Annotated in this window: 23 protein-coding genes; 7 read left to right on the top strand and 16 right to left on the bottom strand. The window is 34.1% G+C overall.

Annotation, left to right across the window (positions count from 1 at the left end; translation table 11 throughout):
- Positions 1-153 precede the first annotated feature (153 nt).
- Together ACE94K_RS05035 and ACE94K_RS05040 are read right to left on the bottom strand one after the other, a co-directional pair.
- Positions 154-1914, bottom strand: a complete 1761-nt coding sequence (locus ACE94K_RS05035; RefSeq protein WP_378180826.1) for a tetratricopeptide repeat protein — start codon at positions 1912-1914, stop codon at positions 154-156.
- Positions 1915-1965: 51 nt separating this feature from the next.
- Positions 1966-3036, bottom strand: a complete 1071-nt coding sequence (locus tag ACE94K_RS05040) for a PA0069 family radical SAM protein (RefSeq protein ID WP_378180829.1) — start codon at positions 3034-3036, stop codon at positions 1966-1968.
- Positions 3037-3163: 127 nt separating this feature from the next.
- On the opposite strand from ACE94K_RS05040, the gene ACE94K_RS05045 reads away from it, so the two are divergent.
- The 4 genes from ACE94K_RS05045 to ACE94K_RS05060 all read left to right on the top strand — a co-directional run bounded on the left by ACE94K_RS05045 (position 3164) and on the right by ACE94K_RS05060 (position 10489).
- Positions 3164-4147, top strand: coding sequence for a TIR domain-containing protein (locus ACE94K_RS05045; RefSeq protein WP_378180832.1), 984 nt, complete (start codon positions 3164-3166; stop codon positions 4145-4147).
- 135 nt (positions 4148-4282) lie between these two features.
- The gene (locus ACE94K_RS05050; RefSeq protein WP_378180835.1) at positions 4283-9811 is read left to right on the top strand and encodes an alpha-2-macroglobulin; all 5529 of its coding nucleotides are present in this window, start codon (positions 4283-4285) and stop codon (positions 9809-9811) included.
- Between the two features lie 283 nt (positions 9812-10094).
- A complete protein-coding gene (locus ACE94K_RS05055) occupies positions 10095-10235 on the top strand; it encodes a hypothetical protein (protein WP_378180838.1) in 141 nt (46 codons plus the stop codon).
- Positions 10226-10489, top strand: a complete 264-nt coding sequence (locus ACE94K_RS05060) for a GNAT family N-acetyltransferase (protein WP_378180841.1) — start codon at positions 10226-10228, stop codon at positions 10487-10489. The genes ACE94K_RS05055 and ACE94K_RS05060 overlap by 10 nt, the downstream gene beginning before the upstream one ends.
- A gap of 35 nt (positions 10490-10524) precedes the next feature.
- Here the strand turns inward: ACE94K_RS05060 and ACE94K_RS05065 are convergent, their stop codons facing one another.
- The 14 genes from ACE94K_RS05065 to ACE94K_RS05130 form a co-directional block, all read right to left on the bottom strand.
- Positions 10525-11892 (bottom strand): hypothetical protein, encoded by a 1368-nt coding sequence (locus ACE94K_RS05065; protein WP_378180844.1) that lies wholly within the window; start codon positions 11890-11892, stop codon positions 10525-10527.
- Between the two features lie 241 nt (positions 11893-12133).
- Positions 12134-12613 (bottom strand): hypothetical protein, encoded by a 480-nt coding sequence (locus ACE94K_RS05070; protein ID WP_378180847.1) that lies wholly within the window; start codon positions 12611-12613, stop codon positions 12134-12136.
- A gap of 253 nt (positions 12614-12866) precedes the next feature.
- Positions 12867-14015: a toxin-antitoxin system YwqK family antitoxin gene (locus tag ACE94K_RS05075; protein ID WP_378180850.1), complete on the bottom strand. Its 1149-nt coding sequence runs from the start codon at positions 14013-14015 to the stop codon at positions 12867-12869.
- 69 nt (positions 14016-14084) lie between these two features.
- Complete coding sequence (gwsS, locus tag ACE94K_RS05080) at positions 14085-15188, bottom strand: grasp-with-spasm system SPASM domain peptide maturase (protein WP_378180853.1); 1104 nt, start codon at positions 15186-15188, stop codon at positions 14085-14087.
- Entirely contained in the window at positions 15185-15358 is a 174-nt protein-coding gene (locus tag ACE94K_RS05085) for a hypothetical protein (RefSeq protein WP_378180857.1), read from the bottom strand. Before ACE94K_RS05085 ends, gwsS begins: the two co-directional genes overlap by 4 nt.
- Positions 15359-15374: 16 nt before the next feature.
- Positions 15375-16322, bottom strand: a complete 948-nt coding sequence (locus ACE94K_RS05090) for a hypothetical protein (RefSeq protein WP_378180860.1) — start codon at positions 16320-16322, stop codon at positions 15375-15377.
- A gap of 24 nt (positions 16323-16346) precedes the next feature.
- Positions 16347-16847, bottom strand: coding sequence for a hypothetical protein (locus tag ACE94K_RS05095; protein WP_378180863.1), 501 nt, complete (start codon positions 16845-16847; stop codon positions 16347-16349).
- A gap of 26 nt (positions 16848-16873) precedes the next feature.
- Complete coding sequence (locus tag ACE94K_RS05100; RefSeq protein WP_378180866.1) at positions 16874-17344, bottom strand: hypothetical protein; 471 nt, start codon at positions 17342-17344, stop codon at positions 16874-16876.
- A gap of 127 nt (positions 17345-17471) precedes the next feature.
- Entirely contained in the window at positions 17472-17666 is a 195-nt protein-coding gene (locus ACE94K_RS05105; protein ID WP_378180869.1) for a hypothetical protein, read from the bottom strand.
- 26 nt (positions 17667-17692) lie between these two features.
- Positions 17693-17875, bottom strand: coding sequence for a hypothetical protein (locus ACE94K_RS05110; protein WP_378180872.1), 183 nt, complete (start codon positions 17873-17875; stop codon positions 17693-17695).
- A 409-nt stretch (positions 17876-18284) separates the two neighbouring features.
- Positions 18285-18851 carry an RNA polymerase sigma factor gene (locus ACE94K_RS05115; RefSeq protein ID WP_378180875.1) on the bottom strand — a complete coding sequence of 189 codons (567 nt, stop codon included), beginning with the start codon at positions 18849-18851 and terminating at the stop codon, positions 18285-18287.
- Between the two features lie 342 nt (positions 18852-19193).
- Complete coding sequence (locus tag ACE94K_RS05120) at positions 19194-19985, bottom strand: lysostaphin resistance A-like protein (protein WP_378180878.1); 792 nt, start codon at positions 19983-19985, stop codon at positions 19194-19196.
- Between the two features lie 105 nt (positions 19986-20090).
- Positions 20091-20648, bottom strand: a complete 558-nt coding sequence (locus ACE94K_RS05125; RefSeq protein WP_378180881.1) for a hypothetical protein — start codon at positions 20646-20648, stop codon at positions 20091-20093.
- Positions 20649-21180: 532 nt separating this feature from the next.
- Entirely contained in the window at positions 21181-21663 is a 483-nt protein-coding gene (locus ACE94K_RS05130) for a hypothetical protein (protein ID WP_378180884.1), read from the bottom strand.
- Between the two features lie 254 nt (positions 21664-21917).
- Between ACE94K_RS05130 and ACE94K_RS05135 the strand changes: the two genes are divergently transcribed.
- From ACE94K_RS05135 to ACE94K_RS05145, 3 genes are all read left to right on the top strand, one after another.
- Positions 21918-23678 (top strand): helix-turn-helix domain-containing protein, encoded by a 1761-nt coding sequence (locus ACE94K_RS05135; RefSeq protein WP_378180887.1) that lies wholly within the window; start codon positions 21918-21920, stop codon positions 23676-23678.
- 156 nt (positions 23679-23834) lie between these two features.
- Positions 23835-24317: a hypothetical protein gene (locus ACE94K_RS05140; RefSeq protein ID WP_378180890.1), complete on the top strand. Its 483-nt coding sequence runs from the start codon at positions 23835-23837 to the stop codon at positions 24315-24317.
- A 293-nt stretch (positions 24318-24610) separates the two neighbouring features.
- Complete coding sequence (locus ACE94K_RS05145) at positions 24611-26788, top strand: Tox-REase-5 domain-containing protein (RefSeq protein ID WP_378180893.1); 2178 nt, start codon at positions 24611-24613, stop codon at positions 26786-26788.
- Position 26789 lies beyond the last annotated feature (1 nt).

Genomic DNA, 26789 nt, shown 5'->3' on the forward strand with positions numbered 1-26789 from the left:
AACCTATTTTAAAGAAAAACGGGTTGCTTTTTGTATTTTAAAAATCTAATAATCAATTACTTAAATCGGAAAACTTACGTTTGTCATATGAAAACTGAACAAGCCTATATTTATTAATTTAGGACGAGTTTGAATAGGTTTGCTATCAATAATTTAAGATTGACTTGTTGATTTTAACTGTTTGATATAGAATGACGGAAGCAATCCCGTATGCATTTTAAAGTATTTAGTAAAAGAATCTGCACTTTTATAACCTACCTCTTTGGCAATGGACTTAATTGAATATGAACGAAACTTCGAATCGTTTTTTAACCTAAGAATAGCATAATTTATTCTCAGATCATTAATATAAGTATTAAAGTTTTTTCCAAAGTGAGCATTAATTACCTTCGATAAATAAGAAGTATTGGTATGAATTTTTTTAGCCACGTTATAAAGATTGCATTCGGTTTTTAAATAATATTCCTGAGATTCTATTTTTGTTAAGCCAATGAGGATCTGTTCATATAATTCATCACTAATGTCCAGGTCAGTAGGGCCAGATTCTAAAGAAACATCCTTGGTGTCGATTATCTTTTGAGAAGTTTCATCGTTGGTTTCATTATCGGATAGGTTAGTATTTTCTTTTTCTTGTATTCTGGTAAGTAAAGCCTCAAATTTGCTTTTATTTTTCTTTTTCTCTTTCTGAAAGATAAACAAAGCCAGTATTAAAACGATTCCCACAATTAATAAACCAATTTGCGAATAAGTAAGTCTGCTTTTTTGTAGCTGCTTTTGATTTTCGAGGGTACTGATTTCATTTTTATAATCACTCATGGTGATATCCTGAACCTTTCTGGTGGCGAATGACTTTTTAATATTCAGCTTGCTAAGGCTTAGGATATGTTTTTCGTAATATAAATTGGATTTTTCCAAATTTCCGATCTTTTTGTAGGCTTGGCCGAGTAGCTTGTAACATTTGCTTATCTCATCAGAATTACTATATTTTTTAGTAAGAATTTCAAGGGATTCGGAGAGCACTGTGACAGCCTCTGTGTATTTTTTTACATCTAATTTGCATTCTCCAATAAGATTTAAAATTTTCCCAAGAAAGATAATGTCATTTGCTTCATAACATAGACTTTTTGCTTGATTCAAAAAACTAAGAGCATTTTTATAATCTCCTTTGTTCTTGTAAATAATGCCTCGATGTAGAAGCAGGTCTATGTGTACATTATCGACTTTTACTTTCTTTGTATACGACAAACCTTTATCATTAGCGTAAAGGGCAGAATCTAATAGATTAAGTTTAATATAGGCTTCAGATATTCTTGCGTTAAATAACATCACACCTGTGTTGATTCTCTTTTGGCTACTGCGATATGGATTTGCTAGTAATTCTTCTTCACTGGTCTTAAGTTCTCGTAATGCATTTCTATAATCACCTGTTCGTAGTTTTATAAAGGCAAGATTTGTTTTGATTACTGATACATATGTAGGCTTATTAATAGCCTCTGCCATCGAAAGTGCTTTAGAATATGCAGCACTTGATTTGTCATACTCTTCAATATCAAAATAATGGTTTCCAATAAGATTGGTTATTAAAACATTTTCGCTAGAAAGGTTTTCTTTAAATGCGATATCCGAAGCATTTTGCAAATACTCAATAGCCAGTTTATTATTTCCCGAGTTAAGATTTGCAATGCTGAGATACGTCAAAGCATCTATCATGCCCTCAAAATCTTCATTATCATATGCTATTTTATACAGGATATTACTTAAGGAAATAATCTCATTTGTTTTACTATCATCAAGCGCTTCAATTTGACGACGAATATCTTCTACATTTTTACTAACTATAAGGTCATCGATCTGGGCAAGAAGACAGTTGGAACATAGTATTATAAAAAAAACAAGTAAGCGATGTAATCTCATAAAGAATGACTATTACCAGAGGTATACAGTCCAAAAATAACTAAAAAAGCATCAAAACAACTTCAATTGAGCATCTTTATAAGAATTGTGTAAATCACAGTTTAAAGAAATTTTATCTTCTTTCCTGAAATATTTTTGCTTGGCAATAGCAAACATTTGGTGGATCTGATCTGCAATGTTTCCAGAACCTTTCATTCGTCTTCCAAATTGACTGTCGTTCAGGTTCCCATCGTGGCATTCCATAATTTGATGGAGGATTTTATCCTTGCGATCAGGAAGTGTGTTTTCCAACCATTTGGTAAATATTTGTCCAATAGCACCATTTAACCTAACAACGGTATAGCCTAAACTTTTTGCCCCTCTTCTTGAAACTTCTTTAGATAGCGTGAGTATTTCGTGACTGTTAATAGATGGTATGATAGGAGCCATCATCACACTTGTTGGAATTCCCAATGAGTTTAGTTTTTCTAGAGTTTGTAATCTTTTTTTAACACTAGCAGTTCTTGGTTCCAAAATTCTTCTCGTTTCTTCTTGTAATGAAGTAATAGATAAAAAAACAGATACCAAATTATCTTTTGCCAATTCAGAAAGAATATCAACATCTCGTTGTATAAGAGCATTTTTGGTGATAATTCCAACGGGATGTTTATACCTTAGGAATGTTTCTAATAGTTTCCGGGTAATTCTAAGTTTCTTTTCTATCGGTTGATAACAATCAGTATTTCCTGAAAGCGCAATGGGAAATGCTTTCCAATTTTTGTTTTTCAGCTTTTTCTCTAATAAATCCGGCGCATTTTTCTTAACCAAAATCTTACTTTCAAAATCCAATCCTGCACCATATCCCCAATATTCATGAGAGTTTCGCGCGTAGCAATATACGCAGCCGTGTTCACACCCTTGATATGGATTTAACGAGTACATCATGCCGACATCAGGACTTGAGACTTTGTTGACAATGGTTTTAGGAAAAGTTTCTATAAACGAGGTCTTATATTCAATAGATTCTCCTTCTTTTTGTAGATAATTAAGAAAATCATCTCTTAGTTCATTCTGATTGGCAGAGAAACGATTATGTACTTTTTCTTGGGCGCCTCTTCCTTTGATGAATTTTTTTTGATCCAAAACTTCTGGTTTTTACGGTTTAAAAGTAAAACTTTTGTTGGAATATTTCCAATAAAAAATGGAATAATTCCAAATAAAGGAAGTAATTTTGTAATAGGTAGGATTTAGGTTAAAAAAATAGTCAGTGATGAAGAATAGAAGTTATGAATATGATGTTGCTTTATCTTTTGCAGGAGAGAATAGGGCATATGTGGAGAAGGTGGCAAATAGCCTGAAAGATAAGGGAGTTAAGGTGTTTTATGATCTTTTTGAAGAAGCTAATTTGTGGGGGAAAAACTTATATGAGTATTTATCAGATATATATCAAAACAAAGCAAGATACACAGTGCTATTTGTATCCAGTTTTTATAATAAGAAGTTATGGACAAATCATGAGAGAGTTTCGATGCAAGCGCGAGCATTTCAGGAGAGTAGGGAGTATATTTTACCTGCTAGATTTGACAATACAGAGATTCCAGGAATACTCAAAACAATCGGTTATATCAATCTGGAAAATAAGACTCCTGAAGAATTAGCCATTCTGATCGAAAATAAGTTGAAGAAGGATCAGACATTTCTCAGAAACCGATGGTCGAAACTCTCTACTATGATTAATCCAAAACCCTTTGTATTTACAATTAAGCTGGTAGATGAAAAGAAGCAACTGGTTAAACACGCCAAAGTAGTTTTAATTGCGAACAATTCTACTTATTTAGAGGGATTTACCGATGAGAACGGATTGGCTCATTTTGTCATCAGAACCAGAAAAATGTATACAGTTCTTATTGCGCATACTGCATATCCTGCGGTTGTTTTTCATCAGATCAATCCTAAAGAGGATATCGAAGTAACCATTGAAAAGTCCATAAATTCTGGTTCAGTAATTATTAATAAATCTGGCGGTATTCCAGGTATTTCAGGTAAAATTGAGCCTGTACTGAGACCGGATAAAGGGTTAAGTTTATATGCCGATAACATAGCGATAGAAGGAGGTAAACATCAACCGTATGATTTTGAGCTAGATACTGCTATTTCTTTAGAGGATAATGAAGGAAATATGGCCAATATCACATTTCGATTTTTTCAGGGTAGAATTGCTTTAATTGATTTTCATAAGAGACAGATCAGTTAAAAAAATAGAATTTGGGGTGTTATTTTTGGTTCGAATCTGAAATTTCTATTGATAAAACTTTAAATTCACCATTTTCGGGGGATTACTACGTGTAAAAATGTCTTACATTTATGTGGTCAACAAAAATCATTCTATATGCGATCATCACGAATTCTGTATTTATTCTTATGCGTAGCCATTATATTTTCCTGTAAAAAGAAAGATGCCAAAGCAATGGCAGAAGCAAATGCTTCAGAACTAAATAAATATCAAGATTATATTTCTGACGTTTCAACAGGTGTAATTTCGGTATTGGATAATGTATATGTGGTGCTGCAAACACCGGTAGAAGGATGGGATGATAACCAAGAACTTTCTAAAGATATACTTTCGGTATCTCCAGCCGTAAAAGGAAAAGTATTTGTTGTGAATAACCAGACTATTTCTTTTAAGCCGGAGGTCGGTTTTGAAGAAGATACAGAGTATACTTTTACTCTTGATCTTGAGAATTTGGTCAAAGATTTACCCAGTGATCTGGATGAAGAATTTGTGTTTAGTGTAAGGACATTAAAACAACAATTCTCCATTTTAACAGATAATCTTCAATCCTATAATAAAAGCTGGCAATACGTTAATGGTACCATCACCGCAAGTGATCAATTAAGTTTTGATACTGCTAAACAATTAATTACGGCTACTCAAAAAGGTAAAAATGTTCCGGTTACTTTTGGAGAATCCCTAGAAAAAAGTCGCCAGTTTAGCTTTAGAATAGATAGTATTCAACGTTTTGAAGATGATTCTGAAGTAGAAATAAAATGGTCCGGAAAGTCATTTGACATAGATACAGAAGGAGAGGATGTTTTGTTGGTTCCAGGCAAGAATAATTTTTCTGTAATCAGCGTTTCGGTATCTAATTTTGAGGATCAGTATGTAGAAATTAATTTTTCGGATCCTTTAAAGAAAAATCAAAATTTTGACGGTTTGGTAGTTATAGCCGGGACAAAAGACCTAAAGTATACCGTGAAAGGTCAGGATCTGAAGGTTTATCCAAAACAAGAGCTTAAAGGGACCTTGGAAGTAACCGTTTTTGAAGGAATTAAAAGTGTTGACAATTATAAATTAAAGAATACGTACTCAGAGAATATCTCATTTCAGCAACCAAAACCCGAGATTAAGTTGTTACAGAGTGGTGTAATCCTTCCTACTTCGGATAATCTGAAGTTTAATTTTGAGGCAATCAACTTAAGAGCAGTAGAGGTTCAGGTAGTAAAAGTGTATCAGAACAATATCCTGCAATTTTTACAAAATAATAACCTTGATGGATCTAGTAATCTAAGAAGTGTGGCCAGACCAATAGCAAAAAAACTGATCAATCTTAAGGAAAACGCTTCATTAAATTTAAGCAAATGGAATGCATTTGCCGTTGATTTGAAGGAACTGATCTCACCGGATCCGGGTGCAATTTACAGAGTAGAGCTAAGCTTTAAAAAAGCATATTCTATTTATAAATGTGAGGGTGCGGCTATTGATGATACGCCGATAGAGGAATTAGTAGATAATTATGATGAAGCCGAAGAATCCAGTTTTTGGGATAGTTCTCAGTATTACTACGATGATTACTATTACGATTACGATTGGAACGAAAGAGATAACCCTTGCGATAATTCATTTTACAGAAATAAAAAAATTGCAGCAAATGTATTGGCTACAAACCTGGGCGTAGTAATCAAAAAGGGATTGAACAATTCGTATTCAATAACGGTTAATGATATTGTGACTACAAATCCGGTTCCTAACGCAAAAGTTACTTTTTATAATTATCAGCAACAAGAAATTGGCACAGCAACCACCGATGCAGAAGGAATGTCTGGTTTTGATGCAGATAAACCTGCATTTTTTGCCATAGCCAACTCTGGTAAGCAACAGACCTACGTTAAACTAAATGATGGTAATGCTTTGTCGGTTAGTAAATTTGACGTGTCTGGAGTACGTCTGCAAAAAGGAATTAAAGGATATATATACGGAGAAAGAGGTGTTTGGCGTCCCGGAGACACCCTGTTTTTGTCATTTATGCTCAATGATAATGCCAATCAACTACCAAAAGGACATCCGGTAAAATTCGAATTAAAAGACCCTTACGGAAAAGTGGTACACCAAGAAACCAAAACCGAAGGAACAGGTAATTTCTATAAGTTTATCACTACCACATCTGATGAAGCACCTACCGGAAATTGGCAGGCAAAAGTAAACGTGGGAGGAGCTAGCTTTACCAAATCTTTAAAGATTGAAACCATTAAACCCAATCGTTTAAAAGTCAAAACAAGTTTTGCAGACAAAGTATTGGGTGCTAATAAAAGTATTACAGGAGATTTGGAAGTTTTGTGGTTGCACGGAGCAGTCGCTAAAAACCTTCAAACAGATATCAATGTTAGATTCAATCCGAAAAGAACTACTTTTAAAACATTCCCCGGATATATTTTTGACGATCCTTCGAGAAGATTTGGCACCGAAGAGCAAGAAGTTTTCAGTGGTAAACTTTCTTCAGAAGGAAAAGTCAACTTTTCTATGAAACCAAAACTGGATAATAAAGCAGCCGGAATGCTAAAAGCTTCGTTTATAACCAAAGTATACGAAAATGGTGGTGATTTCAGTACAGATGTAGTATCCAAAGATTTTTCACCCTATGAAACTTATATTGGATTAAACGTTCCAAAAGGTGATAAAGCACGTGGAATGTTACTTACAGACACACAACATAACTTTGAAGTGGTTGCTGTGGACAAAGACGGAAAACCAAAGTCGGTAAAAGATTTAGAAGTTTCTGTGTATAAAGTAAACTGGAGATGGTGGTGGGACACTTCAGAAGATAATTTGTCATCCTATAATCGAGGATCTTATCGTAACGAAGTATTTAAAACGAAAGTGACTACCAGCAGTAGTGGTAAGGCAAACTTCAATTTTGAAATCAAACATCCGGAATGGGGAAGGTATCTGGTTCGTGTTGTAGATCCAAAAGGTGGTCACGCTACCGGAAAAGCGATCTATGTTGATTGGCCAGGCTGGGCAGGTAGAGCCAATAAGAATGATCCTTCTGCCGCAACAATGTTATTGTTTTCTACAGATAAAAACACCTATAATGTAGGAGAAACAGCAACGGTTACTTTTCCGTCTAGTGAAGGAGGAAGAGCATTGGTCACTGTAGAAAATGGTACAGAAGTATTGTCTTCTTTATGGGTAACACCGCAAAAAGGAGAAACTAAATTCGAATTACCGATTGATGAAATATATACGCCTAACGTGTATATAAATATTACCTTGTTACAGCCACATAGCTCTACCGCTAATGATCTGCCAATACGTATGTACGGTGTAATTCCGATTTCGGTAGAAAATCCGGCCACAAGAATTACACCGGTAGTAAAGATGCCGGACGTATTGCGGCCAGAGGAAATGATTGATGTAAAAGTCAGTGAAACCAATGGAAAAGCAATGACCTATTCTATTGCGATTGTTGATGAAGGCTTACTAGATCTTACCCGTTATAAAACACCAAATCCTTGGGATACCTTTTATGCCAGAGAAGCATTAGGCGTAAAAACATGGGATGTGTATGATGATGTAATTGGTGCTTATGGCGGAAGTATAAATCAAATATTTAGTATTGGTGGTGATGCTGAAGCTGGTGGTGGCAAAGCCAAAAAAGCAAATCGTTTTAAGCCGATGGTGGTTTACAAAGGTCCATTTGAACTAAAAAAAGGAGAAACCAAATCTCATAAAATTAAAATTCCTAAATATATAGGCTCCGTTAGAACCATGATTGTAGCCTCGGATGCTACAGAAGCCGCTTATGGAAGTACCGAAAAAACAACTCCGGTTAGAAAACCGCTGATGGTATTAACCTCGATTCCAAGAAAGATAACACCAGGCGAAAAAGTAACCATACCTGTGACCGTTTTTGCTATGGAAAATAAAGTGAAAAACGTAAATGTAACACTAAAACCCAATAAGGGATTCACTGTGTTAGGAGAAACAAGCCAAAAGCTCAATTTCTCGCAACCGGATGAAAAAATGGTGTATTTTGATATAGAAGTGATAGAAGGGGCGTCTATTACAGATATCGAGGTAGTTGCCAGTGGAAATGGAGAAAAAGCCTCCTATAGCGTTCCTATAGATGTGATCAATCCAAATCCAATGACTACAGAAATTACTTCTGTAGTTTTAGAGCCAAATAGCCTACAAGAAATTGATTTTGCATCCTTTGGAGTTGATGGAAGTAACAGCGTTGTGATCGAGATGTCTTCGTTGCCACCTATGAATTTTGAAGGTAGATTGAAATATCTGATTCGGTATCCTCACGGATGCGTAGAGCAGACTACATCAGCGGCTTTTCCTCAGTTATATTTAGGAGATGTATTTACATTACCCTCAGAAAAACAACAAAAAATTCAGCGTAATATGGAAGCTGCTATTTATAGGCTGAAGAGGTTTATTCAGCCTAATGGCGGGATGTCTTATTGGCCGGGATATCGAAGTGCGGATGATTGGGGAACTAGTTATGCAGGTCATTTCCTATTAGAAGCTAATAAAAAAGGTTATGTCTTACCCATTGGTTTTAAAAGCGGTTGGATCAATTATCAGCAGCAACAGGCAAAGCGGTGGAGAAGTGGCGATAGTGATCTGGCACAAGCCTATCGATTATATACATTGGCTTTGGCAGGAAGTCCTGATCTGTCATCCATGAATAGATTAAGAGAGACTTCAAGTCTTTCTAATGACGCCAAATTGAGATTGGCAGCGGCTTATGGTTTAGTGGGTCAAAAGACCGCAGCAGATAAATTGCTCTCTAGTGCCAATATAGATTTTCAACCCAGAAAGAACTACTACTATACTTACGGATCAACGAACCGTAATCGAGCGATGGCTTTAGAGACATTAGTATTACTAGAGGAAAAAGTGAAGGCACAAAAGATTGCGGAGGAACTGGCTAAGGAGTTATCTTCAAACAAATGGATGAGTACTCAAACAACTTCTTATGCATTGATGGCTATGGCCAAATATGCAGCATATGTTGGAGGAAAAGGTGTAGAGGTAACTTATACACTTAACGGAGAATCGAATACAGCGAACACCACTAAAACACTGGCTTCTTCGGGAGAATTATCAATTGCTAAAAACAATAAATTGATACTTAAAAATAATAAGGATAACACCATTTTTATACAGTTAGCAACTAGCGGAATTCTTCCGGTTGGTCAGGAAAAAGTGATACAAAGTAATTTCAAGGCAATCATCGATTATAAGAGTAGAGAAGGTAGAATAATTGATATCACTCAATTACAGCAAGGAACTGATTTTGTGGCAGAAGTAACAATTACCAACACAACAGGAAGTAAAGTAAAAGATATTGCCTTAACAGAGATTTTTCCATCCGGATGGGAAGTAGTCAATACTCGCTTTACTGATTTCGGATCTTTTAAGGCCAATAAAGTTACATATACCGATATCAGAGATGATCGTGTTAATTTTTATTTCGGTCTAAAACCAAGAGAAAGTAAAACAGTAACCTTATTGCTCAATGCCTCATATCTAGGAAAATATTATTTACCGGGAATTCAATGTGAAGCGATGTATGACAATGATTATTTAGTACGTACACAAGGTAAATGGGTTGAGGTGGTGAAGTAGGAGTGGATAGCTAATCGTTTTTTTTGTTGATCGTTAATAGTTGATGCCTCATAACTTATGGTTGTGTCTTTTAGATCGTTCGAGGCTTAAATAAAAACTAGGCAATTCCAGTGTTCTGATAAGAGATTGCCTTGTAGGCACGGAGGCAAACAGGTCGAGATTATTCATTTTACGAAAAAATAATCGAAGACCACAAAAGATATCAATAAACCTATCAAAAGGACACAGTTATGTAAGAGCAGGCGTGCTCTAGATTTTCTAGGGATTCTTTTTAGAAAAATATATGAAGTATACCATTAACACCGACGTACTCCCTGAAGCAAAAGAGCTTCAAAACCTCTTTGAACAAACTAGTTGGGCAAAAGACAGATCATTAGAAACAATCCGCGTATTATTGCAAAACACAACTGTTTTGTGGTTATAAGAACTACCAATACGGAGCAATTGATTGGATTTGGAAGAGCACTATCAGACGGTGTTTGTCGGGCATTATTGGATGATATAGTTATTGATGCTGCTTATCGAAAACAGGGTTTAGGAAACAGTATCGTAAAAGAATTACTGGATCAATTAACAGAAATTGAGCAGATATTTTTGAATACCAAACCAGATTTGGAATCTTTTTACCATCAGTTCGGCTTTACGAAAACCAACGCATTTACGATGAGTTTGACATAACTTAATCATATTATATTTATGGTAATAGTCCTTACTTATCTATTAAAACTATATGACATATTCGTCATATGAGAAATATTGTCAGAAATTAGGGGTTGCAAGAGTAAGGTCGAGAGAATAGCCCTATTTTCTAATTTTTCGCCTCTAAGCCTTCGATTCACGTGTATCCAACCCCCATATGTACCTCCGGTATTTTCATAATTATTGATCTGAAATTGATTGAACTCTTTTTTAATGTGTTCAACAGCTGGAGGAGGTAATAAGATTGTTTTTCTTAATTCTGGTGATAGGTCGGAAAATAAGTCCATCGTTTCCATCATATAATTTGTGTCCGGAATTAGTGCTCTTATTTGAAATTCTGTTTGTATTTGTAAAATGTTATTAGGGCATAAATTCTGATAATATCTGATGCTTTCTGCCGTATGTTTTTGACACTTAGAAATAATGTTTTTATGATATGCTATTCGTAAAAGCGTAATCTTTTGTTTTAGGTTGTCGTCTAATAGCATTTCTATTTCTGATCTCCATTCGCAGATTACGGGAAGATATGTATGCTGTAAGAACTCTTTTTTATTGTTTAATCTGATTACTTCTTGTTCTTTACGTAAGTTATTCGCTATGATACCATCTTCAATGACTTTTTTATTTTGTTCCCATATTGGGATATACTTGGTAAACTGGTCTTTGTTCAAAATAGATTTCATAAAATCTCTGTAAAGATCCAATTTTTTTAAGTCACTATAGTATTGACCGTTTTTGTCGTAAATGGATTCTTGTTCTTCATAGTTAAAAATTTGTGAAGCCTGTTTTTCATCTATATTTAGAGTAGAGGAATATCCATGTTGTAAGACCTCTATTCTGGTTTTGAAACTGAGTTGATATGCATCATCTTCAATTTTGTTGAATTTTGATAGTTCTTCAGGAGATAGAAAATCTTTTAATACGGTATTAGCAACTTCTTTAAATCTTTTATGATGTGGTTTTCTGGAAGTTTTATTTAAGATAGACTCGTTCACGATTTTTCTAACAAGAATGTCAACTTCATCCATTTTTTTTCTAAATTTTTCGAAGCGATCCTCGGATAGGTTCAGGGTCTTATATTTATCTACTATTTGTTTGGATCTAATAGCTTCAAAACTTGACGTAGTATTTTTTTCTTTTCGGGCTTTAATGATTTCTTTAAGGATGATTTTTTGGTCTTTATCGAGTTCCCGCGCAATGGACAAAAAATATGTAAACATAGCCTTCTTTTCATCATAATTGGGATCTATACTAAAAGTATGCTCTCTTAAAAACAGATACGTTGATTCGTCAATAGTATCTACTTGCTGTGCAGATAATCCTAATGGTTCGGCAAACTCGTCTGTAAAAGTTCTGGTATTGCTAATTTTAGGGTGCGCCATATTCAATATTATTTTTTAATAATTCTCCATTTTTTGTAGAAAGGACTTTTTACAACTTGCAGAATTTATTTCAGCATCTTATTTAACTTAAAGTCTGCTTGTTATATATGAGATCTTAAATTAAGTTCAGGATGACAAACACATACAAGAGATTATTAAATTCCAAACGTTCTTTAGTAGTAAGTGTTTCTAACTTCCCGAATGTTACCATTCTATTTGTAAAAAATAAGGATTATTCTCCCTAGTCAACCTCCAATAACAACATTTTCGATGTAGTCGAATTTTTTTTAGAGATCCTGTTTGCTGACAGAAACATAGCAACCGGTAACTCGTGTGGGGTATTATGTATATTTTCCATCAGGTTCTTTTTGGTGAGTTTTAGAAGTTCTAAAGGAGCATATTTTGTCTTAAAATAATAGGTGGTAATAGGATTCCAGCTACCAAAACCTCTTTTGATTTCTTTATAAATATGGATCCAGTCATTTGAACCCTCAAACTCACAAAAGTTACCATTAGGTAAGATGGTAAAGCTAAAAGGGTCTACCTCGGTGTCCTGATCCAAGTTGGTGCAGATGATTCTTTTAAGGTGTTCAGCCTTGAGGGGACTCTTTGCATAATAGAGTAATACTTCTATTCTATGTAAAAGGTCAAAAACTTCTATCTTTTGCATGCCCTCAAAATTGCGCATCACTTTGTATAACAATTGTTGTTCTTGTTTCATTTTTTCTAGATGATTAGATTGGTTAGATTATGAGCCTCGAGACGTGTTCATCTCTGGAGGAACCTCAGTTTTCAAATACTCAAAACTCACAAACACACATTCTTATCAATTAACTTCGAACTTCGAGAGCCTCAGTCCTCGTAAATTCAGTATACATATACCCATTCGCAAATAGCTACCTACCTAACTTACTACCAACAAGCTTGTTTCAAAATAACTTCTCAATACTTTATACTTTGTAATTGATACTTTATCACTTCTTCGCACTAATAGCAGCACCAGTAAAAGCTTCGGGATACAAAAGATAGCCTTTATCGGTATAGTGAATCACAAAATTAATAACTGTTGGGATCGGTTTTTTTACCATTCTACGAGAAATTCCCGGAATCTTTCTTTTTGTCATAATGGCATCTAGTATTCGTGGAGTCCATGTACCGGAATTTAGAATCAACGATTTTAACTCAGCCGTATCATCATTTACAACAGCGCTACTATTATTAATACTAATATCTTTAAGCAGACCAGTTTCAGAAACTATAAAACTGCATAAGGCATATCCTTTTTTATTATTAGTAGTATATATTTTTGCCAGATAAGAGTAGAAGTTATCAGTTCCTAATGCGGATTGGTAATCAATGTTTTTATACCCTACCATATGCTTTTCACAAGAATTACAATCGTTTAGGTTTAAGGATTCTGCTGCTTCTAAATCTCCGTCAATAGCAATAAAAGGGGCAGCGGTATAAGTTGTTTTGGTATAACTTCCAAATAGATAACCTTCTCCTTTTATAAATTTCCCTAGTTCGTATGTTTCTGTATAGATCCTTCTGTCATTTGATTTATGTGTCAACGTCCAGACACCATCTGGTAATCCGTTTTTTACTTTTCCTTCAATGGTTGCGTGTCTTTTTCCTCTTGAATTTTTGAATGTCCCGTTTCCATCTTTCACTTTTACCTTTCCTTTTCTGGAGAAATATTCTAAAATACGAACTTGACCATCTTTATATAAATAGGTAATATATGGTTTTCCATTTTCGTACCAGTGTTTCCATTCTCCGGTTTTCTTTCCGTTTTTGTAGGCTCCTTCCATCATTTTATTTCCATTATCGTAATACACAATCGAATTCCCTTCCAACTTTCCTTCTTTTACCGAAGCCTTTACGGCAAGAGTATCATTATGGATATAATAATCTTCGAAGTAACTTTCGATATTCAGGTTCTCTGGATTTACTTTGGCCAATCTATAGAAATAGGCACAGTCCTGGGTTACTGGTTTTTCTTCTTTGTCTAGATGAATTCGTACACTGTCTTTTGCTACAAACCGAAAGCAAGGCTCGAATCCTTGCTGAGCAAAACTCATTTGAGCGCAAAGTATTATAATTAGGAATATGTGTTTTTTCATTTGTTTGTTAATTGATGGTTTCCTATGGTATAGTGTCAGAAAGAGATGAAATGTTACCTTTTTATTTCTTTATTCGTTAACATCTTTTAATTCTAATAGGTCGTAATAATTCATAGCTTCTTTTTTTAAGGGATTGGTTTCCCAATCTTCCCAAGTATTGTTATATGGGTTGTATCCGCATTTTAAAGGTTTACTATATAAATCTTTAGGATTTTCGATATATGCCCGACAATCTGTACAGATATATCTAAACTCACAGTCTTTACAAGTTTCAATTTGATCTTTATGAATATTCCAATACTTTTTGTAATCAGTATTTTGTAAAGCATCTTTAATCGATTTCTTATCAATGCTACCAAATGACTTACTCATAGATGGACAGTTTTTAATATCTCCATTTCTATCGATAGCTACTTTTCTGTTCAAACAAGAATTATGCTTTAGAGATTCGGTAAAAGTTTTAATATTTACCGAAAATAAACTTGAATCAACAATCCCACAAAACTTTTCATTCTTTAACATTTTTTCTGCATAGATAATGTACCCTCTTTTACCATCAATAGGTGGAATGAATTTTGTCTCAGGGGTTCCATAAAACCTAAACGAGGAAACTCTTGGGAAATCAAACAGGAACTTCTGTATGATCTCAGTTTCAAAATCACAAGAGTAAGGAATTGTAAAATCTATCGATATAATAGATGACTTTAATGCTTCTATAAACTCAATTATAGCTATTAATTCTTTTAATTTGATATTTTTAAAAGAACGAAACTCTATATGTTTACAGTGCAAATCATTTAACTCTGTAAGTGCTTTATATATATCATAGTTGGATTCTTCACCAATATCCAGAATCGCATGTGTGATCTCTGCAGGTTCATACCAATCCATTGACATCTTTGGAAACAATTCTGGTGTTGAAGTAAACAAGATAAATTCGTGATCCAATAAAAACTGAAAATACTCATCTATGATGCTATCATATTTGTTATGATATGTTTTTTTAATTTCCTTAATACTTCTCCCTTCATGTTCGTTAAGTATTTTAAATAGATCATTAGGAATCATCTTAACATCACCACGTTGTAGATCACAAATTGTGCTTCTCTGAGCGCCTTTTACCGGAACACAACTTGCAATTAATTTAAATGGAACTATTTGTTTCAGTTTCATAATAATATCATTTTAGAAATGGGTCTATAAAAACTGTATGGAGTCATCGCATCTGTATCGATATACGCTACTGTAATTGTTTTATGAGGTTTGGTGCCCTCACTTCTTTTAATTTCTACTTTCTGAAAAGTGAGCGGCAAGTTTGGTTTTAGATCGTTTATGCTTTGCATATCATTTTTTATTGGTTTATGAGATCAGATATTCTGCAATTTCTTTTTCGATATGGTAATTGCAATTTTTAGAAACCCAGTCCAGTTGTCCTTGTGGATTCACTTCCAGAAAAATGTAATTATCGAACGTATCTACAATCATATCTATCGATCCGGTCGAAAGTCCGCATTTCCCTATAAAATCAAGTACTTTTTTTTCAATAGTGTCTGGCAACAATACTGGTACATTTCTATTGGGTCTTTTTCTATTATAATTACGATAATCTATGGTAGTTTGTTTATCGTTCTGAGATAAAATTGCCATTGGATACAGCCTTTCTTTAAAGAAGAAAACCCTTATCTCATATTTCTTTTCTATTTTTTCCTGTACCAGTGTCGGAGCAAATGTATTATTCATAGACCCTATCATCTCTTGGTTCACAATAAACGTTCCTGCAGAATATAAGCTCTGCTCTGCCTGATGAATCTTAATGCCATATCTAATATCTTTTGTGATAATCTGGTCATATGTATTAAAGAACAATTTTAGTTCTTTTTTAGCAGTGGTGATCAAGGTGTCCGGAATGCTGATCCCACATTCTTTTGCAGTGATCAAATAATCTATTTTATAATTTTCGACTTCTTTGTGATAACTTCCTATATATTCTGAATGATCTCCCAGCATATCTTCTAATGATTTCAATAAACTGTCTTCTTCTTTTTTTAGATAGGGATATAGACTTGTATTTGCTCTAAGTTTTTTTGATAAGAACCGAATACTACCACGTCTATGCCATATTTTATGCACAGTACTCATATCGATATCTGCCAACACCACGCTATTGGTGTCATTGCTTAATCTTAGACCGTTTAATGGTGTGAAATCAGAGAAGTTTATTCTCTTGACATCAGATGTATAATGCTGAATCCACTCCATAGTTATATTAGTGGTAATGTCATTAGCATCACCAATTACAAGTATCATAATTATAAAATATGTGTTAGAGAATTAGTTTTTTACAACTACTTTAAAAGGTAGTATGGAATCTCTTCCGTCCAAATTCCATTGAATCATTTGATATTCTCCAACCGTTATACGTTTAGCCTCCAGCTCACGTTCTAACAAGGGTATCAACTGATCACAATATTTTTCATCCGAATGCTGAAATATAATCCAGATTGGCAATGGCTTTCCAACTCTTTTGGGTCCTGGAAACCCATATTTTTCTGTGATTTCTATCAATCTACGTGTATTTTGATCATCTAATTGTGTTTGCAAATTCCAGAGAGAATCCCATTGTTTTTTTGGTGGTGCCTGCCCTATCTTATATAAAGAATCTAATGGACGTCTGTATAACATATCGTTTTCCGTCATTGTTTCTAATTCTTTACATAATTTAGCTTTATCTAAGCTCAGAAAAGCCTGTTCTATTTCTTGATCTGTTCGTATGTTTTGTGTACAAGAAACTATTGCAAGTAAGCAAATACTTAAGGTTATAAATGATTTCATATATTTTCCGTTTTAATAATTGTTCTTTATGGCAATCCTTGTCTACCATTTACATGCCATTTGAGCATTACATAGGTCATACTATCCATTCTTTTGGCCTGATATTCTCTCTCTATCAACGGTTTAATTTCTTCGTGGTACTCTGTAGGAGCGTGATGCAATAATACCCAAGCAGAGATTGGTTTACCCGTTCTATCGGGGTCAGGAAATCCATATTTTTCCGTGATCTCTATAATTCTTCTGGTGTTTTTGTGATCATTTTTTATTCTAATATTTTCTAATGAATCTCTTTTTTTCTGATAATCCAAAGCATCTTTATCAAGTCCACTTTTCTGACTTCGATAATATTGATCATTATAGACCATTTCCTCCAATTCTTTCCAAAGCGTCTCATTATTAACTTGCTGAAAAGCTTTTTCGATTTCTTCATCTGTAGGTTGTTGTCCGCAAGAAAACAAAAGAGATATAAAAATTAGGAAAATATATTGCGATTTCATGCTTTAGGTTTTAAAATTGATCCGTGTAAAATATAACTTTTTATATAAAGAGATAAGAGTATTCAAAGAGAATCCTTATCTCTTTATTTTTAATACAAATCTTAGGAGTTTTATCTCCTAAAACTTATTAACGTACGTCATAAGGTTCTACAAAACAAAACATATCACCCACTCCAAATCTTCCATCTCCATTACTATCTTCCCATACATCGGTATATTGGCCATTAGCATTTTTACCAGTTGGAGAATGATTACCTCCATTAATAGCACTCAAGGAAGTCCTTTTTATTTCTGAATTTTGAAAATCTTTAATTCGTTTCATAATATTAAATTTAAATTATTAACACTCTATTGACAGTTGATGATTTCCATGCATTCCCCTGCATCAGCTTTTCCGTTCTCGTTAGTATCTTCTAAACAATCACATTGAGCGGTATCACCGCTTCCAAAAGAAGTATCCACGTATTTAGTACCTCCATGAATACTATTCAAGCTAAGTTTTTCAATTTTGAAATCTTTAAATTTTTTCATTTTTTAAAAAATTAATTCATTTTTACCTACTCTATTATAAAAGGCTTTTCGGTTTCCGCCTGTTCGTTGCGCAACGAGTTTTTGTTTAGTTTTTTTGATGATTAGTTTTTAGGATAACATCGTCACCCAACGTCTCCTTCAAAGGAGAGGGGTTTCGTAATTCAGATTTAGAGTTGTGTCGGCCCAACAGTAAGCTTAGCTTTTAAAATACTCACCACTTACAAACTCATTAACTGCTTCATACTTTTACATCTTATATTTAGTATTTGATATTCAGTATTCACACGGTCTCCATCTCGATACACGCTCGTACCTCACGCACTCGATGTGATGACTTTGGACTTTGATACATAAAGTCCTCACAAACTCACCACTTACCTAATACTTCATGCTTTGTACTCATTACTAATTAGCAAACTAACTCTGGATATAATGGATCACTTTGTACCATGTTTAGTAACTTTTCTTTAATGATGCACTTCTTTTTTCGGGTATATCCTTCGGTATAACCTGTACTGGTAGCAATATCATGCATGCTTTTTCCTTCAAAAAACATTGCCAGTATCTGTTTACTTGTATCACCAAGCCTGGTAAAATGTTTATGGTACACCTCCTGCTGCTGTTTATGGATCATCTTATCCGTTACCGTTGCCGAAGAGTCTGTTATTTTATGTAGTACGAAATCGTCATATGCCAACATTTGTTTTTTACGAAACTGTGCTCTCCAGATATTTTTGCAGATACCTATAAAATAGGAATGCAATGATTGCTGAAATTCTAGATTGCCTGCCCGTAGTTTGTGATACAGTACTACCAACGCTTCCTGAAACACATCTTCTACATCTTCTGTTGTGCCCTGATATTGAAGAATTAACTTTCTTACCGGCGGCAGGTTTTTTTTATAAAATGCTTTTAGAACCGCACTATCCCCAGCGATGATTCCGTCTATGATTTGTTGATTTTTTGTTGAGTTCATGAGTTGTTTTCCTTACTTTGTTTAGATTATTCGATTACTGGATTATTAGATTATTGGATCCTTCGATTGTTGGATTATTAGTTTTTCGGGCTTCGGGCACTGAGCTTCCTCCAGAGACGTATAGGTACTGACATACAGTCCCTGTAGACACTGTCCTCAAAGACTCACCGCTACCATACTTACTGACTACTTTCTTCTTTAAAAATTGACATAGAAGTACCCTTTCGGTATCCTGAGACACCGTCTATAAAGGCTGCAAATCTCTTATTGCAGTAAAAAGTTGTTATGGATTAATTAGATCTTTTTAGACCTTTAGATAATTAGACATGTTCGATTGTTGAATCATTTGGATGTTTCTTTAGATATATTCTTCCTTATCAGCAGAAAACCTATTAGGCTAATGCTAGCAGCAAATACAATGGTCAACACAAGAGAATTTAGATAATCATTAACTGTATTATGAACTATCTCATCAGTATTGGTATACAAGTAAAATCTATACATCCCAAAGTAGTTAAAGAGCCCATGTAATGTGATGACAACTAATATGTTTTTATATTTAATCAATAGACTCTGAAACAAAACTCCAATTCCAAATGCTATGATTATCTGACTTATAACCGAAAAAAGATCATAATCGGATTTTAATAAGTTGACCATATGAACACCCCCAAACAACAGGGATGTCCATATAATACTGTGTAAATATCTAATGTTAATCTCCTGTTTAGAGAAAAGAGTGTACAAAGAATTAAATACAAAAACTCTGAAAAGAACTTCTTCAAAACCTCCTGTACTAAGGGCTGAACACAGATACCATAGCTGTAAACTCAAGCTTACTTCCTGTCCATCAAAAAGCAAGGCTCTGTTAACATTATAAAAAGACAATAGAATAATTATACTGCTTCCCAACAAAACGGGCCAAAAATTCTTCTTATACGCTAAGACTGTATCCAACTTGCATTTCTTTATCGCAACGATGACCATACCCGTAAGTAATATTTTCCACAAACTCAGTATTATAAATTGCGGCTCTAAACCAAGTTCAGACCATAAGGTTACATTAGTAACTATTGTATTGATCACTAATACGGACAATAAAACTGTAAAAAGGGTCTTAAAGGATGTGGTCATTTTTTTGTACTGATTTCTAAATTCACTCGATCATCGAGATATAAATGCTTTGAAGCTTTTTCAAAGGTAATTTACTTATTAAATCCACAAAATTTACATAGGATATTAAAAAGACACTTCAATTTTGCAATCATAAAACTCTACACAAGTGCAAGGACTTTTCATTGGCCAGCAGCTATTCCACCAGCTAGTTTCTACACAAGTAGTTGTTCTTACGCTACACCCTATTTTACCTCCTACTTTATTCAATCCTGAAATTTTTAAATATCTATTTAATTTATCAAGATGTTTAAAGTTTTCCCCAAAATTTATAGTAGTAAGCTGTTCATTAGTGTTTTCAGTTGGGTTAAAATTTTTATCATCCTCTATAAAAGTATAGATTCCATCACCAGCTTGCTCATCATTAAACTGTCCATCATCACTATACTTATTTCCTTCGATATTATATCCTTCTGCTAATTGGTACTCTTCATTGAAACTTATGATTTCAATAGTTTTAACTTCAGCACCATCACTTTTTCCTTTGTTCAATCCATTTTGGATAATCACAGCCGAGTTTTCAAACGTTGGTTGAATTTGAGCTTCGTCCTCTTCTTCTGCACAAGAAAAAGTGATAATACCAATTAATACTACGGTTACTATTTTATAAAATGACTTGTTCATATAACTATTATTAAAAATTGTTTTAATTACCTACTCTATTCTTAAAAGGCTTTTCGGTTTCCACCTTGTCCGCTGCGTAACGGCTTATTTGTTTTGATCCATTAGATCTTTCGATTATTGGATTATTGGATCTTGCGATCTTTAGATTTTTTATTTCTTATTGGTCGTAGTGCTCCAAACTCCTTCATCTCGATACGCACTCGATGTGACGCATCTAGACTGCTAACCCCTTTTCATAGTATTTTTATCTGTTACATTACTATTTATAAGCATCATTTTAATACTCATCAGCCTTATACTAAGCACTTCTAGGAATCAATTTGATCCTTATAAACGTTATTTGATGGCTTATAAGGCTCGATGTACAGGTTATCAGCCCTATTTCCTGGGGTTATAACTAGTATTTTAATCCTTCGAAATAGTTTATTGATCCTTCGAAGTGCTGTTGGGTGGGGTAACCACTATTTGTATGATACTTGTGAGTGGTATACTATGAGACATATTGGCTAACTCATCTCTTGTAATTAGTAAACTAAGAGGTTGTGTCCTCATTATTAGGCGTCGTCGCTTTGCTAAACAGTACTTTCATATCCTCATAGACGGTTTTGGCTCCTGGTTCATTTTCTCCGGCCAGATATCGACTCATACGATAAAAACTAAGTGCATTGGTATAGTTGTCATGATCCAGTAGTGTTTTGGTATCTACCAGTTGTTGTGTAAGATTTTCTAATAGCTGTACACGACCCTCTACTTGTTGGCGGGCGATATAATCGCTATCAAATTCTTGCTTATCCAAAAAACTAGGGATCCAGTTAGGATGTTGCTCCATATAGTTTTTGGCTTTGTCTACGATCAGTTTGTTTTGATTGGCAATACGCCCATACTGTCGGCGTTGATCTGGGGTTAGGTTTACGGTCTTACCATTTAAGATTTGTCTGATCCCTAACAGATGCCCATCTAGTTGTGTTAACTCTTCTTCTGTAAAGCTTACGCTTATTAAATTCTCTAATGCCATTACGGAATTCTATAAAATTAGTATTGATTTTTACTGTAGTTTTGTAACTGATCAGATTTTTAGAACTACATTTTGTTCGAAGCAAATATATGGGGGAGAATTGCGTTAGTGCAAGGGGAGGTGATCTCGATTCATGAATTTAGTGTTGAAATTCAGGAATTTTGTTATTACTTTTTAGATTATTTTTGATTTTTGTTTATTCTTATAAATCTACATTAGAATTATTTATACCTTATTCCAAATCGTCATTAAAAATGACTAAACTAAATATTATAACATCTTCATTAAGACTTCAGAAATATTTAATATATCTATCCGTATTAATTGTATTTTCCTCTTATTGTCAAGAAAAACTCAATGTAGCCGATACTATCCAAGAAAACTCTTTTGATGATTTATATAAAAAGTTTTATCAGCATCTAAACGATGAAACTCAAAAGATACATTCAAAAAACTTTGCGAAAGCCTATTTGAAAAAAGCCGAGATCGAAAAAATAGAAATCTATAAAAGTTGGGGGCATTATTTATTAGCGGTGTATTATGGAATAGATCATGAGAACTGGATGTATCATCTAGATAAGGCAATTGAAATAAGTAAAAAACTTGATGATAAAAGTTTTCCAACATTGTTACTTATAAATAAGGCCAACTATTATAAGAACAAGGGAATGTTTAGAGAAGCTATCGATAACTATTTGGAGGGGTTGGAATTTGCACAAAAAAACACAAACGAATATTATTTCTATATAATAAAGCACAACATCGCTGTTTTAAAAAGAAGATTAGGAAAATATAATGAGGCTAAAAAATTGTTAAAAGAATGCTTAAATTATGAGAGTAGCAAAAAAAATAAAACTAAAATTGATTCTCTATCATACATAGTTACACTTTCTGAATTGATTACTACTTATCGTTACAGTAAAGAAATTGACTCTGCCAAGATTCTCAATCAGAAGGAAAGGGATTTTTTTAAAAAGAAAGAGACTCATTACTTATATTCATTGAACTACGGTATTCATGCTTACTATGATAATGAGTTTAATCGATCAATCGAAACATTAAAATCTATTATACCTGAATTTTCAAAAAAGTCCAATCGAGAATTTTTTGAAGATTATCATTTGATCGATTTATATCTTTATATTGGTAAATCTTATGGAAAGCTGGCTAATACGAAAAAGCAAATTTCATACTATAAAAAAATAGATTCAATAATTGATATTTCAAATTATGTTACTGTCCGCGATAGAGAAGTATATAAAGAACTATTGAACTATTACAAGTCAACGAATGATCTTAAAAACCAATTAAAATATGTGAATAATTTGCTTTATACAGACAGTGTTTTAACGGCAAACTACAAAGTGATAAATAACAAAATTCAAGCTGATTACGACACGCCGTTGCTTCTCTCTGAAAAGGAATCGTTACTGAAAGAAATTGATGGTAAAAATGATAATTATAAAGATTTAATTGCACTACTAATTTTTATTTTAATATCTGTAAGTGCATTATTTTATTATCAATATAGAAAGAAAAAAATATATAAGATACGTTTCGAAAAGTTGATCAATAAAAAATCTATTGTTGAAGTGAAGCCACTTAAAGAAGTTCCAAGTAAAAATAATAACATAGGAATTTCGAAGGAAATAGTTGAAGAAATTTTAAAAAAACTGCAAGACTTTGAAAGTAAAAAATCGTTTTTAAATTCAAAAGTTACGATCAATTCTTTGGCAAAAGAGTTTGATACAAACTCGAAATATTTATCTAAAATTATAAATTATCATTACGAGATTAATTTTAGTCAATATCTTAATAACTTAAGAATCGAATATGTTATTGACAGGATGAAAAATGATAGTCAATTTAGAAATTTTAAAATAAAAGCCATAGCACAAGAAGCAGGTTTTAATAGCTCAGAAACTTTTGCTAGAGCATTTTATAAAAAAACTAGCCTTAGACCTTCTTATTTTATTAGTATGCTTGAAAAAAAAGGGTTTGCATACAATAATTAGAACTCTCAATTCATAAATTGACTACCAATAATTCACGAATTGAGACTACCTCTCCTTGCATCCACCACTTTCTCTCCATTACATTTGCCCCGATCCAAAACAACAAGTGCACTTATCAAAATACGGATCAAATTTAATAATCATAAAATTATTTAAATGGCATTAGAGAATTTGATAAGCGTAAGCTTTACAGAAGAAGAACTAGCACAGCTAGATCAACATTTACTCGGGATACGGCAAATCCTAAATGGTAAGACCGTCAACCTTACTCCAGATCAACGTCGACAATATGGGCGTATCGCCAATCAGAACAAACTGATCGTAGACAAAGCCAAAAACTATATGGAGCAACATCCAGACTGGGTTCCACGATTTGTAGACAAAGCGGAGTTTGACCGTGACTATACTGCAAGACAACAAATAGAAAACAGGGTACAACTACTAGAAAATCTCTCTACCCAACTTATTGATACGAAAACCTTACTCGATCACGATAACTACAACAATGCTTTAAGCTTTTACCGAATGATCCGGTTTCTTGCCGGGGAGAATGAACCCGGAGCAAAAGCAGTGCATGAAGATATGCGCGTACTCTTTAATCGTACCGGAACCAACAATACTCCTGATAGTGAAGAGTAATTAGCACCCAACACCCCAGATTTGGATCAAATCGATCCATATTTAGGATTTGGATAGGGGTCTAACCCCTAGCGGTAAGGGGGTGACCCCCACCTTCATACCCAAATTTTGGCCAGGGTAGGCAAAGTTTGAGGTATGGTCAGGGGTTGCCCCCTTTATTAAGGGCAAAATTTGGGATAGAATGATCCAAATATGGATATAGATAGGCAAAATATTGATTCCCCTAATGCCCAGCTCCAAGTCTGAACACCTACTTATGCTTCTTAAAAACAATTAACAATCAAATATTAATTATGAAACATTATTTAAAACTAGTTACGCAGTACATATGTGTGCTATTTGTACTTTGCTGTTTTGTCAGCTGCCAGCAGGAAGAACTTGAAATACCTGTCGAGAATAGTGCTATAGAAAAAGGTACTATTAGAAATATGGTGGATGCAAAGGATGTTCCCGCTTTACAAAGCTTTGTTGCTAACAAAATGAAAGGCTTGCCGCAAAAATCATCTGGTAGCGGTACCTATGTAGAAACCTCTTTTGGCCAAATCCCTTTAGAAAACATTACTGAAGTCATTGATTTGGATGGTAATACCAACTATACCTTTAAAATCTATCCCAATAATCCGGAACCTAATACATTTTATAATCTTATCGTAAATCCGTCAGTGGATGGTGATGAATTAGTTGCGTTTGTATTGGAATATAAAATGACTGAAGAATTAGCCAATGGGTTATTTTTCGGACAGAAAACGATGGATTCGTTTGATGGAACTATCAACAAATATTCATTGGATACCTTTTTGAATTCCGGTATTGCTAAATCCGCAGATTTGCCTTGTCCTTGTTCAGAAGTCAACGTATATAATGACAACTCCTTGGGCGGAACCGGTGGAGGATCTGGTTCAGGAGACTCAGGGGATTCAGATTCAACTGGAGATGACGGAGGTGATCCATACGATAACGGCTCATCCACAGGTGGAACCAACGCTGGTGGAGGTGGTTGCAGAATTAGATTGGTAATAGAATGTAGAGGAAGTCGAGATTTACCACCTTGGTGGCCACAAGGTTCCAATTGTATAACAACAGGTATTATTATAGACTGTCCAGCCAATAAAAGCGGTATTGCTAAAACCTCTGATTGCCCAATTAGCGATACCGGTGATTGCCCTATCAACAATGGGGAGTTTGGTGTAGATGATTATCAACTAGTAGAATTCCTAAATATTACAGACCGTAACCTAAGAATGCAGTTATTGTTTGATGCAAATCAAGACCTGGTAAATGCATCCGGGAACTTTCTATGGATTTTTAAAGACAATCCTGAACAATTAGAAACTGCCAAGGCTTCCACGATAGAAATTCTGAACCAATTCGTTAATGATGTAATCACAAAACAGGATGCCATCAAATTATTAGAAAGCACCGAGAATATTGAAACGGTTAAGGTTTTTTCTGAAATTGGTAATGCACTAGGTCAGGAATTAATAAATGAAGATCAGGCCAACGCATTGTTTATTTTATTAGGGACTAATGAAAAAATCTTAGAAACTATTAATTTTTCCAGGTATACTTTAGAAGTATTACAATCAGGAACACTACAACAAAAAAGATTTGTAAATGCGGTTCTATCTAGTAACATATCAGAAGCATTAAACATTGCTTTAGAAGGTTCTGCTTACCAACAATGTTGTAATGATGAGTTTCCTAATGATATTAGCACTAAGATGGCTTATTTTACAGCTTCTATAGCAATAAATTTTTATGATGGTATGTTCAACTTGGTTAAAATGGTTGAAGATTTATTTTATTCTGATGAAGAGGAAGGTAGATTTGTTAGGATAATTGCTGAAAATTCCGGCTTAGATATTTCCAGTTCAATTAGTAATGAGACTTTGGGTAGGCTTTTTAAGGTTAGGTACCAGCATCAGGGAGAAATGCATGTAGTTCCAGCGGGAGAATGGTACCAAGCATATCTGGATGCTGCTATTACTTTTGTTGATATTTTTGGTGTTTTAACTCCAAGCTCTAATGGAGGTGCTTTTCTGGCAATTAGAGGTGGTGGTACTATTACCGCACAAGTATTATCTGACTATCTAAAAGTAATAGGGAAAGGTAGTTGGAAAACTGTAAATGAATCAATGAGTGATGCCGCCAAATCTTACCAAGAATTGATTAGTGGTAAACCTTGGAACCAAAGTTTTGAAATGCCGGGGCCTGTAAAATTTGACGGTATTAAAAATGCAGTTTTTCAAGAAGCTAAATCTGGAATGCTTAATTTTGTGGATGCTAATGGGCAATTTAAACCTTTTTTCAATGGACAAGAGGCTATTATTAACCAAGCAAGAAGGCAAAGACAGGTAGCAGATGACTTGCCTATTGAATGGCACTTTGAACACGATTTAGTTCGTCAGGCTTTTGAAAGCCTTTTAAGCCTTGAAAACTTAAATATTAAATTTATACATACTCCTAGATAAA

It is taken from the genome of Aquimarina besae (genome assembly GCF_042434905.1).
GTDB lineage: Bacteria > Bacteroidota > Bacteroidia > Flavobacteriales > Flavobacteriaceae > Aquimarina.

Coding starts and splice junctions, on each gene's coding strand:
- ACE94K_RS05090 (WP_378180860.1), bottom strand. CDS start 16,322: ATGATACTTGTAATTGGTGATGCTAATGACATTACCACTAATATAACT.
- ACE94K_RS05035 (WP_378180826.1), bottom strand. CDS start 1,914: ATGAGATTACATCGCTTACTTGTTTTTTTTATAATACTATGTTCCAAC.
- ACE94K_RS05110 (WP_378180872.1), bottom strand. CDS start 17,875: ATGAAAAAATTTAAAGATTTCAAAATTGAAAAACTTAGCTTGAATAGT.
- gwsS (WP_378180853.1), bottom strand. CDS start 15,188: ATGAAACTGAAACAAATAGTTCCATTTAAATTAATTGCAAGTTGTGTT.
- ACE94K_RS05120 (WP_378180878.1), bottom strand. CDS start 19,985: ATGACCACATCCTTTAAGACCCTTTTTACAGTTTTATTGTCCGTATTA.
- ACE94K_RS05050 (WP_378180835.1), top strand. CDS start 4,283: ATGCGATCATCACGAATTCTGTATTTATTCTTATGCGTAGCCATTATA.
- ACE94K_RS05145 (WP_378180893.1), top strand. CDS start 24,611: ATGAAACATTATTTAAAACTAGTTACGCAGTACATATGTGTGCTATTT.
- ACE94K_RS05130 (WP_378180884.1), bottom strand. CDS start 21,663: ATGGCATTAGAGAATTTAATAAGCGTAAGCTTTACAGAAGAAGAGTTA.
- ACE94K_RS05085 (WP_378180857.1), bottom strand. CDS start 15,358: ATGCAAAGCATAAACGATCTAAAACCAAACTTGCCGCTCACTTTTCAG.
- ACE94K_RS05125 (WP_378180881.1), bottom strand. CDS start 20,648: ATGAACAAGTCATTTTATAAAATAGTAACCGTAGTATTAATTGGTATT.
- ACE94K_RS05135 (WP_378180887.1), top strand. CDS start 21,918: ATGACTAAACTAAATATTATAACATCTTCATTAAGACTTCAGAAATAT.
- ACE94K_RS05075 (WP_378180850.1), bottom strand. CDS start 14,015: ATGAAAAAACACATATTCCTAATTATAATACTTTGCGCTCAAATGAGT.
- ACE94K_RS05045 (WP_378180832.1), top strand. CDS start 3,164: ATGAAGAATAGAAGTTATGAATATGATGTTGCTTTATCTTTTGCAGGA.
- ACE94K_RS05115 (WP_378180875.1), bottom strand. CDS start 18,851: ATGAACTCAACAAAAAATCAACAAATCATAGACGGAATCATCGCTGGG.
- ACE94K_RS05095 (WP_378180863.1), bottom strand. CDS start 16,847: ATGAAATCATTTATAACCTTAAGTATTTGCTTACTTGCAATAGTTTCT.
- ACE94K_RS05065 (WP_378180844.1), bottom strand. CDS start 11,892: ATGGCGCACCCTAAAATTAGCAATACCAGAACTTTTACAGACGAGTTT.
- ACE94K_RS05055 (WP_378180838.1), top strand. CDS start 10,095: ATGAAGTATACCATTAACACCGACGTACTCCCTGAAGCAAAAGAGCTT.
- ACE94K_RS05105 (WP_378180869.1), bottom strand. CDS start 17,666: ATGAAACGAATTAAAGATTTTCAAAATTCAGAAATAAAAAGGACTTCC.
- ACE94K_RS05070 (WP_378180847.1), bottom strand. CDS start 12,613: ATGAAACAAGAACAACAATTGTTATACAAAGTGATGCGCAATTTTGAG.
- ACE94K_RS05100 (WP_378180866.1), bottom strand. CDS start 17,344: ATGAAATCGCAATATATTTTCCTAATTTTTATATCTCTTTTGTTTTCT.
- ACE94K_RS05140 (WP_378180890.1), top strand. CDS start 23,835: ATGGCATTAGAGAATTTGATAAGCGTAAGCTTTACAGAAGAAGAACTA.